The organism is Microbacterium sp. CFBP 13617 (genome assembly GCF_014839445.1).
Classification (GTDB): domain Bacteria; phylum Actinomycetota; class Actinomycetes; order Actinomycetales; family Microbacteriaceae; genus Microbacterium.
Genome location: NZ_JACYNW010000004.1, coordinates 529,879 through 544,459 on the forward strand (window position 1 = coordinate 529,879; position 14,581 = coordinate 544,459).

The window sequence follows — 14,581 nt, forward strand, 5'->3', positions numbered from 1 at the left end:
TCAGGTGACTTCCGGCCGATCCTTCTACATCACGACGCCGATCTACTACCCCAGCGATCTGCCCCACATCGGGCACGGGTACACGACCGTCGCCGTCGACACGCTCGCGCGCTGGCACCGCCAGGCGGGCGACGACACCTGGATGCTCACGGGCACCGACGAGCACGGCCAGAAGATGCTGCGCGCGGCCGCCGCCAACGGCGTGACCCCGCAGGAGTGGGTCGACAAGCTCGTCACCGAGTCGTGGTTCCCGCTGCTCGAGACCCTCGACGTCGCCAACGACGACTTCATCCGCACGACGCAGCCCCGCCACGAGGAGCGCGTGCAGCAGTTCGTGCAGGCTCTCTTCGACCGCGGCTACATCTACGCGGGCGAGTACGAGGCCCTGTACTGCGTGGGCTGCGAGGAGTTCAAGCCCGAAGCCGAGATCGTCGACGGGACCGGGCCGTTCGAGGGGCTCAAGGTCTGCGCGATCCACTCCAAGCCGCTCGAGCTGCTGCAGGAGAAGAACTACTTCTTCAAGCTCAGCGAGTTCCAGGACCGCCTGCTCGAGCTGTACAAGACCGAGCCCGACTTCGTGCGCCCCGAGTCGGCGCGCAACGAGGTCGTGTCGTTCGTGCGCAGCGGTCTGAAAGACCTGTCGATCTCGCGCTCGGCCTTCGACTGGGGCATCACGGTTCCGTGGGACCCCTCGCACGTCATCTACGTGTGGGTCGATGCGCTGCTCAACTACGCCACCGCCGTCGGCTACGGCACAGACCCGGTCACCGGAGAGGTCGCCGAGGAGTTCGCCCGCCGCTGGCCCGCCTTCCACGTCGTCGGCAAAGACATCCTGCGCTTCCACGCCGTCATCTGGCCGGCGATGCTCATGGCCGCCGGCCTCGACGTGCCCCGCGGCGTCTTCGCGCACGGCTGGCTGCTCGTCGGCGGCGAGAAGATGTCGAAGTCCAAGCTCACCGGCATCGCGCCCACCGAGATCACCGACGTCTTCGGCTCCGACGCGTACCGCTTCTACTTCCTCTCCGCGATCGCCTTCGGCCAGGACGGCTCGTTCTCGTGGGAGGACCTGTCGGCCCGCTATCAGGCCGAGCTCGCCAATGGCTTCGGCAACCTGGCATCCCGCACCATCGCGATGATCGAGAAGTACTTCGAGGGGATCGTGCCCCCGGCCGGCGAATACGCCGAGGGCGATCTCGCCATTCAGCGGATCGTGGCGGATGCCGCGGCCTCCGCCGACGCGGCCGTGGAGCGGTTCCGCATCGACGAGGCCATCCAGTCGATCTGGACGATCGTCGACGCGCTCAACGGCTACATCACCGAGAACGAGCCGTGGGCCCTGGCGAAGGACGAGACGAAGCGCGAGCGCCTCGGCACCGTGCTGTACACCGCCGCCGAGGGACTGCGCGCCCTCGCGGTGCTGTTGTCGCCCGTCATGCCCGTCGCGACCGACAAGCTGTGGACCGCCCTCGGTGCCGCCGAGAGCCTGGGCGGCGTGCGCGATCAGCCCCTCCGCGAAGCGGGAGCCTGGGGCGTGCTGCGGGCGGGGACGTCGGTCGCCGGCCTCTCGCCGCTGTTCCCGCGCGTCGAGCAGGCGTGACGCCCGTGACCCCTGAGCCGGTCGAAGGGTCCGCCCCCGCCGGCTCCACGCCCGTCGAGCGCCCGCGCGGAACCATCGACGGCGTCGATCCCAGCCAGTACGTGCGTGAGCGCTCCGTCGACGGGCGCCGCGACGTGAGCTACCCGCCCGCGCCCGAGCCGCTCGGCGTACCCGTCTACGACAACCACACGCACCTCGAGATCGAAGACGGCGACACCGGCCTGTCGCTCGACGAGCAGCTGGAGCGGGCCCTGGCGGTGGGTGTCCACGGCGTCGTGCAGGCCGGCGGCGACATCGACTCGTCGCGGTGGTCGGCGTGGGCGGCGCGCACGCACCCGCGTGTGCTCGCGGCCGTGGCCGTGCACCCCAACGAGGCCCCCGTGTACGAGCGGGCGGGGGAGTTGGATGCCGCGATCGCGGTCATCGACGAGCTCGCCGCCGAGCCGCGCGTGCGGGCGATCGGCGAGACGGGCCTGGACTTCTTCCGCACCGAGGCCGACGGCATCCCGGCGCAGATGCGGTCGTTCGAGGCGCACATCGAGCTTGCCAAGAAGCACGGCATCGCCATGCAGATCCACGACCGCGACGCCCACGAAGCCGTACTCGAGACGCTGGAGCGCGTCGGCGCTCCCGACAAGACGGTGTTCCACTGCTTCTCGGGCGACGCCGACATGGCGCGCATCGCGGCCGACCGCGGGTACTACCTGTCGTTCGCGGGCAACGTCACGTTCAAGAACGCGCAGAACCTGCGCGACGCGCTGGCCGTCACGCCGCGCGAGCGCATCCTCGTCGAGACCGACGCGCCGTTCCTCACCCCGGCGCCGTACCGCGGCCGCCCGAACGCGCCGTACCTGATCCCCGTGACGCTGCGGTTCCTGGCGGCCGAGTTGCGAATCGATGCCGACGAACTCGCCGCGCAGGTCGCCGCGAACACGCTCGAGGTCTACGGCGAGTTCTAGGCCGGCGCCGGGTTCAGCGCTTCTCGTCGTCGAGTCGCGCCTCTTCGGCGCGCTCGAGGCGGTCCTTCTCCTTCTGCGCCGCTTCTCGCTCCTCGCGGATCTCTTCGTGGGACTTCGAGTTGTTCGTCATGGAGGGATCCTGTCAGCTCTTCTGCGTCTTCGGCTTGCGCACGAACAACGTTTCGGTCTGCTCGAGTTCCATGCCCTTGGTCTCGGGGATCTTCCACAGCACGAAGACGAACGACAGCGCCGCGAAGAACGCGTAGGCGCCGTACGTGATCGTGAGCGACCAGTCGGCGAGCTGCGGGAAGGTCCACGACACGAGGAAGTTGGCCAGCCACTGCGCGCCGGCGGCGACGCCGAGGGCCTTGCCGCGGATGCGGCTGGGGAAGATCTCGCCGAGCAGCACCCACACGAGCGGTCCCCACGACGCGCCGAACCCGACGACGAAGAGGTTGGCGGCGACGAGCGCGACCGGACCCCAGGCGCCCGGGAGCGAGACGTCCTGCCCCGAGCCCGTGGCGAACGAGAACGCCAGGGCCATCGTGCCGAGCGAGAGCGCCATCAGCGCCGAGCCCACCAGCAGCAGGGGCTTGCGGCCGACGCGGTCGACGAGCCAGATCGCGATCAGGGTCACGAGCACGTTCGTCACCGAGGTGATCACGCCGATGAGCAGCGAGTTGCTCTCGTCGAAGCCGACCGCCCGCCACAGGCTCGTGGAGTAGTAGAAGATCACGTTGATGCCGACGAACTGCTGGAAGACCGACAGGATGATGCCGATCCAGACGATCGGCTGCAGTCCGAGGGCCTTGCCCGCGAGCGACGCGCTCTTGTTGCGGCGGTCGGCCTCGAGACCGTTGGTGAGCTCGGTGAGGGTCTTCTCGAGGTCGGCCGGGGGCACGAGGCGGGCGAAGACGGCCCGCGCCTCGTCGGTGCGTCCGCGCGCGAGCAGGAAGCGCGGCGACTCGGGCATCGTGAAGGCCAGCAGACCGTAGACCGCTGCCGGCACCACGCCGATGAGGAACATCCAACGCCAGGCCTCGAGTCCCCACCAGAGCTGGTTGTCGGCGGTGCCACCGGCGATCCCGACCAGGACGGCGTTGCTGAGCAGGGCGGCGAAGATACCGAGCGTGATCGCCAGCTGCTGCAGCGACGCGAGGCTGCCGCGGATCTGACGCGGGGCCACCTCGGCGATGTAGGCCGGGGCCACCACCGAGGCGATCCCGATGCCGAGCCCGCCGATCACGCGCCAGATGGTGAGGTCGAGCACGCTGAACGTCAGCGCCGATCCGATGGACGACGCGAAGAACAGCACGGCGCCGATCATCATGACCTTCAGACGACCGAAGCGGTCGGAGAGGGCGCCGGCGGCGATCGCGCCCACCGCGCAGCCGATCAACGCGATCGCGACGACGAAGCCGGTGAGGGTCGGAGCCTTCGTGTACTCGGTCTCGATGGACTGCACGGCGCCGTTGATGACGGAGGAGTCGAATCCGAAGAGGAAGCCGCCGACGGCCGCCGCGATCGAGAGCACCACGGCTCGTCGACCGAAGGGGCTGCGCAGGGTGAAAGCATTCGCGGGGATCGACTGGGTCTGACTCACCCGCACACGCTACTCCTGTCACCCGGAGCGCGCAGCGAGGCTGACTACAGTGGAACAATGCCCGTTTCCCTGCTCGGTGCCGCCGAGATCCGCCGGCTCGCCGCCGACCTCGACGTCACCCCCACCAAGAAGCTCGGGCAGAACTTCGTCGTCGACGCCAACACCGTGCGCAAGATCGTCCACGTCGCCGGGGTCTCGGCATCCGACCGTGTCGTCGAGATCGGCCCCGGGCTCGGCTCGCTCACCCTCGCGATCCTCGAGACCGGTGCGTCGGTCGTCGCCGTCGAGATCGACCACCGCCTCGCCGAGCGTCTTCCCTCCACCGCCTCAGCGCACGACGTGCCCGCCGACCGGTTGACCGTCATCGACGCCGACGCGCTGCGCGTGCAGTCGCTGCCGGGGGAGCCCGAGGTGCTCGTGGCGAACCTGCCCTACAACGTCTCGGTGCCGGTGCTGCTGCACTTCCTCGAGACGTTCCCGTACCTGCGCAGCGGCGTCGTCATGGTGCAGGCCGAGGTGGGGGAGCGGCTCGCCGCCCCGCCCGGATCGAAGGTGTACGGAGCGCCGAGCGTCAAGGCGGCCTGGTACGGACGGTGGCGGCTCGCCGGCACCGTGTCGCGTCAGGTGTTCTGGCCGGTGCCGAACGTCGACAGCGTGCTGGTCGCCTTCGAACGCGACGCCGACGTACGCGGCTCCGAGGAGCATCGACGCCGCACGTTCCAGATCGTGGATGCCGCTTTCCAGCAGCGCCGCAAGATGTTGCGCCAGGCGTTGTCCACCGTGCTGGGTGGAACCGCGGCCGAGGCATCGGCTCAGCTCGAGAGAGCCGGCGTCGACCCCACGCTGCGGGGCGAGCAGCTCACGGTCGAGGACTACGCCCGTATCGCCGCCCTCTGACGCGCGGCGCTTCCGCTGTCGGGCGGCGGCGCTCGGCGCGGGGCACGGTCGGCCGGGTGGACGCCGATCCGCCCGAGGGGGCGCGGTCGTGCCGCGCTTCTCATGGCCGAAATCGAGAGGCATCTGGGCGAATTCGCACCGTGTTCATCACGCGTTCGCGAAACATGCCGGTAACATTTCGAGCCAACCGGGAGCATCACGCCGGTGACGAGGTCGTACCCGACGGCCCGAGAGGAACGAGATGCGTTACGCCGAGTATCCCCGCGCTGAGCGAGTGCTCCTGCACCTGAGCGACACCCACCTGCGTGCGGGAGGAAGCCGGCTCTACGACAGGGTCGACGCCGAGGCGTATCTCGCCCGAGCCGTCGCGTCGATCGAGGCGTCCGGCATCCGGCCGCAGGCGCTCGTCTTCACGGGCGACCTCGCCGACTTCGGTGAGGCCGACGCGTACGACCGCGTCCGCGCGCTCGTCGACCCCCTCGCCGAGCGCCTCGACGCCCGCGTCGTCTGGGTGATGGGCAACCACGACGACCGCGCCACCTTCCGCTCGCACCTGCTGCCCGACGACGGCGCCGACCCCGCGGCGCCCGTCGACCGCGTCGACGAGTTCGACGGACTGCGCATCGTCACGCTCGACACCTCGGTTCCCGGCGCGCACCACGGCGAGGTCAGCGCCGCGCAGCTGGCCTGGCTCGCCGACGTCTTGGCGACACCGGCCCCGCTGGGCACCGTGCTGGCGATGCACCACCCGCCCGTGCCGAGCGTGCTCGACCTCGCCGCCTCGGTCGAACTCCGCGATCAGCGGAGCCTCGCCGACGTGCTGCGCGGCACCGACGTGCGGGCGATCCTCGCCGGTCACCTGCACTACTCCACGTTCGCCACCTTCGCCGGCATCCCGGTGTCGGTCGCCTCGGCCACCTGCTACACGCAGGACCTCATGGTGCCCGCCGGGGGAACCCGGCCGCAGGACGCCGCGCAGGGCTTCAACACCGTGCACATCTACGACGAGACGATCGTGCACTCGGTCGTGCCGCTGGCAGCCACCGAGGCCCTGCAGTACGTCGACGCCGCCGAGTCGCAGCGACGCTTGCACGACGCCGGGATCCTGGTCCCGAGCGCGCGGGAACTCAGCGGACGGGTGTCGCCGCCGACGACGCCGCTGCCGATCCTGCGCTGACCGACGGCTTCTCCCACGGAGCGGCGACCGGGAAGTACCTCTCGAGGCAGGCGCGCAGGGCGGGAACGCGCACCTCTTCGGGGATCTCGGGCACGCTGCCGTCGTTGAGGCAGAACATGTCGGTGTCGCGTCGCGAGACCAGGCGCTCCATCGTGCGCAGCGAGTCGAGCTGCGTGGTCTGCACGTACCGTGTCCGCGGCTGCGTGGTGATGACCGCGCGACCCGTCGCCAGGGCGTAGTGGTGGTACAGGCTGTTGGTCACCGAGATGTCTGTCGCCGAACGGAACCGGCTGGCGGCGGTGCGCGCGTAGTCCTCGGCGAACTCCTGCTCCAGCTCGAAGGCCACCGAGCGGCGCAGTGGCGTCGCGCAGTGCTCGAGGTCGAGCGTGATGACGCGGTTGAAGTGCTCCTTCAGCAGGGCGCGGTTCACCCGCAGGGCGTTGTCGTGTCCGGAGCGGTCGACGTGCGACGGGCCGCTGCCGATGCGGACGCCGCTCTCGACGAACCGGCTCACGCCCCCGCCGCTGAAGAACAGCTCGGGAGTGACCGGACGACCGAAGAACATGTCGTCGTTGCTGTAAAGGAAGTGCTCGGCGAGCCCGGGAATGCGGTGCAGCTGGGCTTCGACGGCGTGGGAGTTGTGCGTGGGGAGCACCGAGGGATCGGCGAAGAACTCCTCGCTGCGCACGATGGTGACCTTGGGGTGGTCGGCGAGCCACTCGGGCGTGGGGGAGTCGGTCGCGATGAAGATGCGACGCACCCACGGGGCGTACATGTGCACACTCCGAAGCGCATACCGAAGCTCGTCGACCTGGCGGTAGCGGGCGGCGTTGTCATCGCCGTCGCCCACCACGTAGCCCTGCATGCGCGCGGCGCGCTGACGCTGGAACTCGCTCGACGAGCCGTCGACCCACGAGAAGACCATGTCGACGTCGGCGGTGAACTCGTTGGGGTGCGGATCGAACATGCCCGACACCGTCGTCCACGTGCGGCCGTACCGCTCGACCTCGACCAGGTCGAGATCGGCGGCGGCGAAGCGACGTCGGGTCAGGGCGCTCGGGCGGGGCGCTTCGATCGTCGTCTTGCCGAAACGCCACAGCTCCAAGCGGGGAGCCAGTGCCGCGCCGTAGCGGTACGAGCCCTCCGACGAGGTGCGGGGGCGGAAGACGGCGTAGGCCTGGACGGTCCCGGGTGCGGGCACGACGCTGTGCGCCGGAACGGGGTCTTCGCCGCGTGCCTTCAGATACACCGGACCGAGATCGGGATCGCACAGGGCAGCGATCGCGGCGATCGCGTCGGCGGTGTCGACGACGAGCTTGGGGCGACGGTTGGCATCGCGAACGAGCATCACCCGCACGCCCGCGGCCTCGATGGCGGCGGCCGCGGTGAGCAGATCGTCGCGTTCCGCGACCGCGGGAGGGGCGGTGTCGTCGATGACGTGCAGGATGCCGTCGTGCATCCGGATATCGGACCGGGACAGCAGGGCGCGCCAGGGATCGGCGTCGATCGACAGGGGGACCATCGGGCGCATACTGCCTCCTCGGAAGGGGTGGACGGGATTGGGACACCGTATGGTTCCGGCGTTTCGGTCGCGTTTCGGCGACGGCGCCGATCGACACGGGGGGCGCGCTACTGTCGAAGAGTGACTCGAATCGCGCGTTCCGGCCCGGACCTTCCCGTGACCTCGCGTGAGCGACGGCGGGAAGCGGGCCGACGTTCCAGTTTCGCACACGGCGACGCGGCCGGGCGCACGGGTCTGCGGGCGGGGCGATGACCCCCGCGTCGCCCGAATCCGTCCGCGTCCGCGCGCCCGGGAAGATCAACGTCTTCCTCGAGGTCGGCGACGTTCACGACGACGGATATCACGAGCTCGCGACGGCTTTCCAAGCCGTGTCGCTGTACGAGGAGATCGTCGCGACACCGGCCGATGACATCACGCTCGAGGTCGCCGCGCGCGGACCGGTCGACGTCGACGGCGTGCCCACCGACGGACGCAACCTGGCGGTGCGGGCGGCGCGCCTGCTCGCCCAGACGGCGGGGATCGATCGGGGCGTGCACCTCGCGGTGCGAAAGGCCGTCCCCGTCGCCGGAGGAATGGGCGGCGGGTCGGCAGACGCCGCGGCGGCACTGGTGGCCTGCGATGCGCTCTGGGGACTCGGGATGCCGTCGAGTGAACTCGCGCGCCTGGGCGCCCGCCTCGGGGCCGACGTCCCCTTCGCCCTGCTGGGTGGCACGGCGGTGGGAACCGGGCGTGGCGACGAACTGAGTCCCGCTCTCGCGCGCGGTCGATTCGACTGGGTGCTCGTGCCCAACGAGGTCGGAATGTCGACGCCCGTCGTCTACGGCGAGCTCGACGCGCACCGCGAGCGCAACGCCGTCGACATCGGGCCCGCACCCCGTGATCCCGCGGTCGACCCCGACGTGCTGCACGCCCTGCGCCAGGGCGACGCCCGCATGCTCGCCGCCACCCTGCGCAACGACCTTCAGGCGCCCGCGCTGCACCTGCGCCCAGACCTGGCGCGCGTGCTGCAACGGGGCGAGAGCTCCGGGGCCCTCGCGGGGATCGTGTCGGGGTCGGGCCCGACGCTGGCCTTCCTCGCCGCCGACGAAGCCTCCGCCCTCGATCTTCAGATCACCCTGAGCGCGGCCGGTCTCGTCGCCCTGCACGTGCACGGTCCGGTCGCCGGAGCCCGCGTCGCCTGACCGGCGGGCACCATACCCGAGCGTGTCACACAGGGCAATCTGGCCTTGGCGTGATTTTCGCGTGGGTAGCCTCGACCGAGGTGGATCGCCACCGCAGGGTGCCGTACCCGCGGGGTGCCACGAAGGGGGACCCCATGAAGGCAGTACTCGACGGCGTCGTCATCGCCGAGGCCGACCGTGACGACCTGGCTTCCATCGAAGGCAACTGGTACTTCCCGCCGGCCGCGGTCCGCGAGGGCGCGCTCCAGCAGAGCCCCACGGCGTACACCTGCCCGTGGAAGGGGGCGGCCCAGTACTGGACCATCTCGCTCGACGGGGCCGAGCTCACCGACGGAGCGTGGTCGTACCCCGACTTGCGCCCCGGTGCCGTCGACCGCGTGGGCAAGGATTTCGCCGGCTACGTCGCTTTCGACCGCAAGGTCGTGGTCTCCGACTGAGTCGGGCACGCAGATGATCGAATTCTCGACCGTTTCCAAGGTCTTCCCCGACGGCACGCGTGCCGTCGACAAATTCAGTCTGGTGATCCCCTCGCGCAAGACGACCGTGTTCGTCGGATCGTCGGGGTGCGGCAAGACGACGCTGCTGCGCATGATCAACCGCATGGTCGAGCCCTCGTCGGGCGAGATCGCGATCGACGGCGACGACATCGGCGGCAAGCCCGCGGTGCAGTTGCGCCGCAGCATCGGCTACGTCATGCAGAACTCCGGCCTGCTGCCGCACTTCACGGTCGCCGACAACATCGCGACCGTTCCGGTGCTGCAGGGTCAGAACCGCAAGGCGGCCCGGGCACGCGCGCTCGAGCTGATGAAGACCGTCGGGCTCGACACCGCGATGGCCGACCGCTACCCGAGTCAGCTCTCCGGCGGTCAGCAGCAGCGCGTGGGCGTCGCCCGCGGGCTCGCTGCCGACCCCAATATTCTGCTCATGGACGAGCCGTTCGGTGCCGTCGACCCGATCGTCCGCGACGAACTGCAGCAGGAGTTGCTGCGCCTGCAGAGCGAGATCGGCAAGACGATCGTCTTCGTCACCCACGACATCGACGAGGCCTTCCTGCTCGGCGACCAGGTCGTCATCCTCGAAAAGGGTGCGAAGATCGCGCAGGTCGGAAGCCCGAGCGAGATCGTCGAGAATCCGGCATCCGACTTCGTCGCGAGCTTCATCGGCGCGGTCAAGGGCAAGCGGGCGCTCCACCTCAAGCAGACGGAGAACGGCACCGTCGTGGTGGATGCCTCGGGACGCACCCAGGGTGCGCTCAGAGACGAGCCGTTGTCGTGACGTGGCTCTGGGGCAACTTCCCCCTGGTCGTCGATCTGACCCTCAACCACATCCGGTTGAGCATCATCCCGATCGTGCTCGGGTTCCTCATCGCGATCCCGCTCGGGAGGCTGACCCTCACGGGCCGCTTCGCCCGCGGCACGGTGATCACGGCCATGAGCCTGCTGTACACGATCCCGTCGCTGCCGCTGTTCGTCATCCTGCCCGCGATCCTCGGAACGCGCGTTCTGAGCGACACCAATCTGATAGTGGCGCTGACCATCTACGCGGTCGCGATCATGGTGCGCGCCACCTCCGACGCGTTCTTCTCGGTCTCGGCCGAGACGAAGCAGGCGGCGACCGCGATGGGCTTCTCGGCCTGGCGGCGGTTCTGGCAGGTGGAGTTCCCCCTGGCGGGCCCGGTCATGCTCGCGGGACTGCGCGTCGTATCGGTCTCGACGATCGCCCTGGTCTCGGTGGGCGTGCTCATCGGCTCCGAGAACCTCGGCTACCTGTTCACCAACGGCAAGCAGCGCAACAACCTCGAGGAGGTCGGCGTCGGGATCGTCGCCACCCTGCTCATCGCGTTGCTGTTCGATCTCATCCTCGTCGCCGCGGGCAGGATCCTCATGCCCTGGGCGAGGGTGGACCGTGCCGCCCAGCGGCGCGGCAAGCGCACCGTCGTGGCCGCCCCCATCGCTGCCGGGGGCACTGCGCCCACCGCAGCGGTCGACGAAGTGTCTCCGGGGGGTCGCGCATGAATCTCTTCCTCGACGCGATCGCGTGGATCTTCGCGCCGCAGAACTGGCAGCCCGGCGGAGTGTCGCCCCTGCCCATCCAGGACCGGCTCCTCGAGCACCTGCTGTACACGGTTGTCGCGGTGGTCATCGCCGCGGCGATCGCCCTTCCGCTCGGGTTCTACATCGGGCACACCGGTCGCGGCCGACAGTTCGTCATCGGCTTCACGGGCGCCATGCGCGCGCTGCCGACCCTGGGCGTGCTGTTCTTCCTCACGATGGTGCTGGGCGCCCTGGTGAAGGGGAACTCCGGCATCTTCTGGGGAACGACCATCGCCCTCGTGCTCCTGGCGATCCCCTCGATCCTCGCGGGTGCGTACGCCGGTCTCGAGTCGGTGTCGCGACCGGCCATCGACGCGGCGCGCTCGATCGGCATGACCGAGATGCAGATCCTCACGCGCGTCGAGATTCCGCTGGCCCTGCCGCTGATCATCGGCGGGCTCCGTGCGGGCACGCTGCAGGTGATCGCCACCGCGGTCATCGCGTCGTACGCCGGTCTCGGCGGGCTCGGCCGCATCATCAGCAGCGGTATCGGCCTCAACGATTACGACCGCATCCTCGGCGGAGCCATCCTGGTGACGGCCTTCGCGCTCGTGGTGGATGCGCTGTTCGCGATCGTGCAACGACTCACCCGCGGCCCCGGAGCAGTCTCCGGGCGTCGCGGCAACAGATTCCGTCGACGGGCGTCCCGTCCCGAGACGGTGGTGGAAACACCAACCCAAGAGAGGAATGTCACAGCATGAGCATTTTCAGTAAAGGCCGGGTCGCCTTCGGCGTCATCGCGGTCGGGGCCGTCGTGGCCCTGGCAGGGTGTTCGCAGGCGGATCCCACCGCTCCCGAAACCGGTAATGCCGGAGGGGACTCCAGCACCATCGTCGTCGGCTCGTTCGCGTTCCCCGAGAGCGAGATCCTCGGCGAGATCTACGCCCAGGCTCTGAAGGCCAAGGGCTTCGACGTGCAGACGAAGTTCAACATCGGACCGCGTCAGCAGACGATCCCCGCCCTGCAGGACGGTTCGATCAACCTGATCCCCGAGTACAACGGCAACCTGCTGGCGTACTACGACACCGCTTTCACGCAGCGCACGACCGAAGACGTCGACGCCGCGCTGACGGATGCCGTGTCCAAGGACGACCTGACCGTCTACGCCTCCGCCGCCGCGGAGGACAAGGACGCCTACGTCGTCACCCAGTCGTACGCGCAGGCGAACGGCCTCACCTCGATCGGCGACCTCGCCAAGGTCCAGCCCTTCAGCCTGGGCGCCAACCCGCAGTTCGCGGAGCTGGGGTACGGCCTCCCGGGCCTCGCGTCGGTGTACGGCGTCAGCAACGTGACCTTCGTGCCCTACGAGGACTTCGGTGGCCCCGACACCGTCCGCGCCCTCGTCGACAACACGGTGCAGGTCGCCGACATCTACACGACGTCGCCGGCACTGAAGGCCGAGAACCTGCTCGTGCTCGAGGACCCCGAGAACCTCATCGCCGCGCAGAACGTTCTTCCCCTGCTCAGCACGTCGATCGACACGCCGGAGCTGAAGGACGCACTCGACGCCATCTCGGCCAAGCTCACGACCGACGATCTCATCGATCTGCGCGACCGCGTCGAGGGCAGCGAGCAGGCATCGGCCAGCACCGCCGCCGCGGACTGGCTCTCGCAGGCCGGTCTCAGCTGAGGCCGCTCACCCCGAACATCGGAGGCCGTCCCCGCTCGGGGGCGGCCTCCGTCGTTCCCTGCGCAGCGCGCGCGAGACCGCGCACCGCGTAGCCTGGGACGGATATGGCACATCTGCTCGGGGGCGAAGCCCTGCACCTGGAATACCCGACCAAGGTCGTCTTCGACTCCGTCTCGCTCGGCGTCAACGAGGGCGACCGCATCGGCATCGTCGGTCGCAACGGCGACGGCAAGTCGAGCCTGCTCGGCATGCTCGCCGGCATCCGTGAGCCCGACGGCGGCCGCGTGACGGTGCGCGGCGGTGTGACCGTCGGCGTGCTCGATCAGCAGGACACCCTCGACGACGACGAGACCATCGGCCGCGCGGTCGTCGGCGAGCGCGCCGAGCACGAGTGGGCGGGCGACGCGCGTACGCGCGACGTCATCGCCGGACTCCTGGGCGACCTGCCGTGGGACGCGCGCCTCGGCGACCTCTCGGGCGGGCAGCGCCGTCGCGTGGCACTGGCCCAGCTGCTGTCGGGCGACTGGGACGTGCTCTTCCTCGACGAGCCGACGAACCACCTCGACGTCGAGGCCATCACCTGGCTGGCCGGGCACCTCCGGCGGCGGTGGGCGCCCTCGGCCGGCGGCCTGCTCGTCGTGACGCACGACCGGTGGTTCCTCGATGAGATCTGCACCGCCACCTGGGAGGTGCACGATCGCCTGGTCGAGCCCTTCGAGGGCGGGTACGCCGCCTACATCCTGCAGCGCGTCGAGCGCGACCGCCAGGCCGCGACGATCGAACAGCGTCGGCAGAACCTCGCGCGCAAAGAGCTCGCGTGGCTGCGCCGCGGTGCCCCCGCGCGCACGTCGAAGCCGAAGTTCCGCATCGACGCGGCCAACGAGCTCATCGCCGACGTGCCCGAGATCCGCGACCGCGTCGCGCTGCAGTCCCTCGCCGTCGCGCGCCTCGGCAAGGACGTCGTCGATCTTCTCGATGTCGGCGTGACGTACGGCGACCACACCGTACTGAAAGACATCGAGTGGCGCATCGCACCGGGGGAGCGCACCGGCATCCTGGGCGTCAACGGCGCCGGCAAGTCGACGCTGCTGAACCTGGTGACCGGCTCGCTCGAACCCACGAGCGGACGCGTGAAGCGCGGCAAGACCGTCAAGGTCGCCACCCTCACCCAGCGCCTCGACGAGCTCGATCAGCACATGAACGACCCCGTCCGCGTGGTGATCGCGAATCTGCGCACGACGTACTCGTTCGGTACGGGCTCGAAGGCGAAGGAGCTCACCCCCGGAGAACTCCTCGAGCGCCTGGGCTTCTCGAGCGCCCAGCTCTCGACGCCCGTGAAAGACCTCTCGGGTGGTCAGAAGCGGCGCCTGCAGCTCCTGCTCGTCATCCTCGACCAGCCGAACGTGCTGATCCTCGACGAGCCCACCAACGACCTCGACACCGACATGCTCGCCGCCATGGAAGACCTGCTCGACTCTTGGTCGGGCACGCTCATCGTGGTCTCGCACGACCGCTACTTCCTCGAGCGGGTCACCGATCAGCAGTTCGCGATCCTCGACGCCAAGCTCCGCCACCTTCCCGGGGGCGTGGACGAATACCTGCGGCTGCGCGCGCTCCAGGATGCCGAGCCCTCTCGGTCCGCGGCATCCGGCACCGTGGCCGCGGCTCCGGGGCTGCAGGGCGCCGAGCTGCGCGCCGCGCAGAAGGAGGCCTCGGCCACCGAACGACGCATCGAGAAGCTGCAGCAGCAGATCGACAAGGCGAAGGCTGCTCTGGCCGACCACGACCAGGGCGACTACGTGGGCCTCGGCACCGAGATGCAGCGCATCTCGCAGCTCGAGAGCGAGCGCGACGAGCTCGAGATGACGTGGTTCGAACTCACCGAGGCCATCGGCTGACCCCGGCCGCCGGTCCCGCCACGC

Annotated in this window: 13 protein-coding genes; 11 read left to right on the forward strand and 2 right to left on the reverse strand. The window is 69.6% G+C overall.

Annotated features, from left to right (window positions below):
• The first annotated feature begins 4 nt into the window (after positions 1-4).
• Both metG and IFU40_RS14405 read left to right on the forward strand, forming a co-directional pair.
• A complete protein-coding gene (metG, locus tag IFU40_RS14400; protein ID WP_191926764.1) occupies positions 5-1,597 on the forward strand; it encodes a methionine--tRNA ligase in 1,593 nt (530 codons plus the stop codon).
• Positions 1,598-1,671: 74 nt separating this feature from the next.
• Entirely contained in the window at positions 1,672-2,556 is an 885-nt protein-coding gene (locus IFU40_RS14405; protein ID WP_191926891.1) for a TatD family hydrolase, read from the forward strand.
• 142 nt (positions 2,557-2,698) lie between these two features.
• Here IFU40_RS14405 and IFU40_RS14410 read toward each other — a convergent pair whose 3' ends face one another.
• The gene (locus IFU40_RS14410) at positions 2,699-4,159 is read right to left on the reverse strand and encodes a sugar porter family MFS transporter (RefSeq protein WP_055939304.1); all 1,461 of its coding nucleotides are present in this window, start codon (positions 4,157-4,159) and stop codon (positions 2,699-2,701) included.
• 57 nt (positions 4,160-4,216) lie between these two features.
• Here IFU40_RS14410 and rsmA point away from each other — a divergent pair, with 57 nt between their 5' ends.
• Together rsmA and IFU40_RS14420 are read left to right on the forward strand one after the other, a co-directional pair.
• Entirely contained in the window at positions 4,217-5,056 is an 840-nt protein-coding gene (gene rsmA, locus IFU40_RS14415; RefSeq protein WP_191926765.1) for a 16S rRNA (adenine(1518)-N(6)/adenine(1519)-N(6))-dimethyltransferase RsmA, read from the forward strand.
• Positions 5,057-5,297: 241 nt separating this feature from the next.
• Positions 5,298-6,233 carry a phosphodiesterase gene (locus IFU40_RS14420; RefSeq protein WP_070409645.1) on the forward strand — a complete coding sequence of 312 codons (936 nt, stop codon included), beginning with the start codon at positions 5,298-5,300 and terminating at the stop codon, positions 6,231-6,233.
• Here the strand turns inward: IFU40_RS14420 and IFU40_RS14425 are convergent.
• Positions 6,184-7,764 carry a stealth conserved region 3 domain-containing protein gene (locus IFU40_RS14425; RefSeq protein WP_070409646.1) on the reverse strand — a complete coding sequence of 527 codons (1,581 nt, stop codon included), beginning with the start codon at positions 7,762-7,764 and terminating at the stop codon, positions 6,184-6,186. The two genes, IFU40_RS14420 and IFU40_RS14425, sit on opposite strands and share 50 nt — an antisense overlap.
• Positions 7,765-8,003: 239 nt before the next feature.
• Between IFU40_RS14425 and IFU40_RS14430 the strand changes: the two genes are divergently transcribed.
• From IFU40_RS14430 to IFU40_RS14460, 7 genes are all read left to right on the forward strand, one after another.
• The gene (locus IFU40_RS14430; RefSeq protein WP_070409647.1) at positions 8,004-8,936 is read left to right on the forward strand and encodes a 4-(cytidine 5'-diphospho)-2-C-methyl-D-erythritol kinase; all 933 of its coding nucleotides are present in this window, start codon (positions 8,004-8,006) and stop codon (positions 8,934-8,936) included.
• 134 nt (positions 8,937-9,070) lie between these two features.
• Positions 9,071-9,373, forward strand: coding sequence for a DUF427 domain-containing protein (locus IFU40_RS14435; protein WP_055839691.1), 303 nt, complete (start codon positions 9,071-9,073; stop codon positions 9,371-9,373).
• A 13-nt stretch (positions 9,374-9,386) separates the two neighbouring features.
• A complete protein-coding gene (locus tag IFU40_RS14440; RefSeq protein WP_191926766.1) occupies positions 9,387-10,211 on the forward strand; it encodes an ABC transporter ATP-binding protein in 825 nt (274 codons plus the stop codon).
• Complete coding sequence (locus IFU40_RS14445) at positions 10,208-10,951, forward strand: ABC transporter permease subunit (protein WP_191926767.1); 744 nt, start codon at positions 10,208-10,210, stop codon at positions 10,949-10,951. Before IFU40_RS14440 ends, IFU40_RS14445 begins: the two co-directional genes overlap by 4 nt.
• Positions 10,948-11,730, forward strand: coding sequence for an ABC transporter permease (locus IFU40_RS14450; RefSeq protein WP_191926768.1), 783 nt, complete (start codon positions 10,948-10,950; stop codon positions 11,728-11,730). The genes IFU40_RS14445 and IFU40_RS14450 overlap by 4 nt, the downstream gene beginning before the upstream one ends.
• Positions 11,727-12,659 (forward strand): ABC transporter substrate-binding protein, encoded by a 933-nt coding sequence (locus IFU40_RS14455; RefSeq protein WP_055839677.1) that lies wholly within the window; start codon positions 11,727-11,729, stop codon positions 12,657-12,659. Before IFU40_RS14450 ends, IFU40_RS14455 begins: the two co-directional genes overlap by 4 nt.
• A 104-nt stretch (positions 12,660-12,763) precedes the next feature.
• The gene (locus IFU40_RS14460) at positions 12,764-14,557 is read left to right on the forward strand and encodes an ABC-F family ATP-binding cassette domain-containing protein (RefSeq protein WP_191926769.1); all 1,794 of its coding nucleotides are present in this window, start codon (positions 12,764-12,766) and stop codon (positions 14,555-14,557) included.
• Positions 14,558-14,581: the final 24 nt, after the last annotated feature.

Excerpts from the sequence above, each read along its gene's own strand:
- rsmA (WP_191926765.1), top strand. The coding sequence starts at position 4,217 with ATGCCCGTTTCCCTGCTCGGTGCCGCCGAGATCCGCCGGCTCGCCGCC.
- IFU40_RS14420 (WP_070409645.1), top strand. The coding sequence starts at position 5,298 with ATGCGTTACGCCGAGTATCCCCGCGCTGAGCGAGTGCTCCTGCACCTG.
- IFU40_RS14425 (WP_070409646.1), bottom strand. The coding sequence starts at position 7,764 with ATGCGCCCGATGGTCCCCCTGTCGATCGACGCCGATCCCTGGCGCGCC.
- IFU40_RS14430 (WP_070409647.1), top strand. The coding sequence starts at position 8,004 with ATGACCCCCGCGTCGCCCGAATCCGTCCGCGTCCGCGCGCCCGGGAAG.
- IFU40_RS14435 (WP_055839691.1), top strand. The coding sequence starts at position 9,071 with ATGAAGGCAGTACTCGACGGCGTCGTCATCGCCGAGGCCGACCGTGAC.
- IFU40_RS14440 (WP_191926766.1), top strand. The coding sequence starts at position 9,387 with ATGATCGAATTCTCGACCGTTTCCAAGGTCTTCCCCGACGGCACGCGT.
- IFU40_RS14450 (WP_191926768.1), top strand. The coding sequence starts at position 10,948 with ATGAATCTCTTCCTCGACGCGATCGCGTGGATCTTCGCGCCGCAGAAC.
- IFU40_RS14455 (WP_055839677.1), top strand. The coding sequence starts at position 11,727 with ATGAGCATTTTCAGTAAAGGCCGGGTCGCCTTCGGCGTCATCGCGGTC.
- IFU40_RS14460 (WP_191926769.1), top strand. The coding sequence starts at position 12,764 with ATGGCACATCTGCTCGGGGGCGAAGCCCTGCACCTGGAATACCCGACC.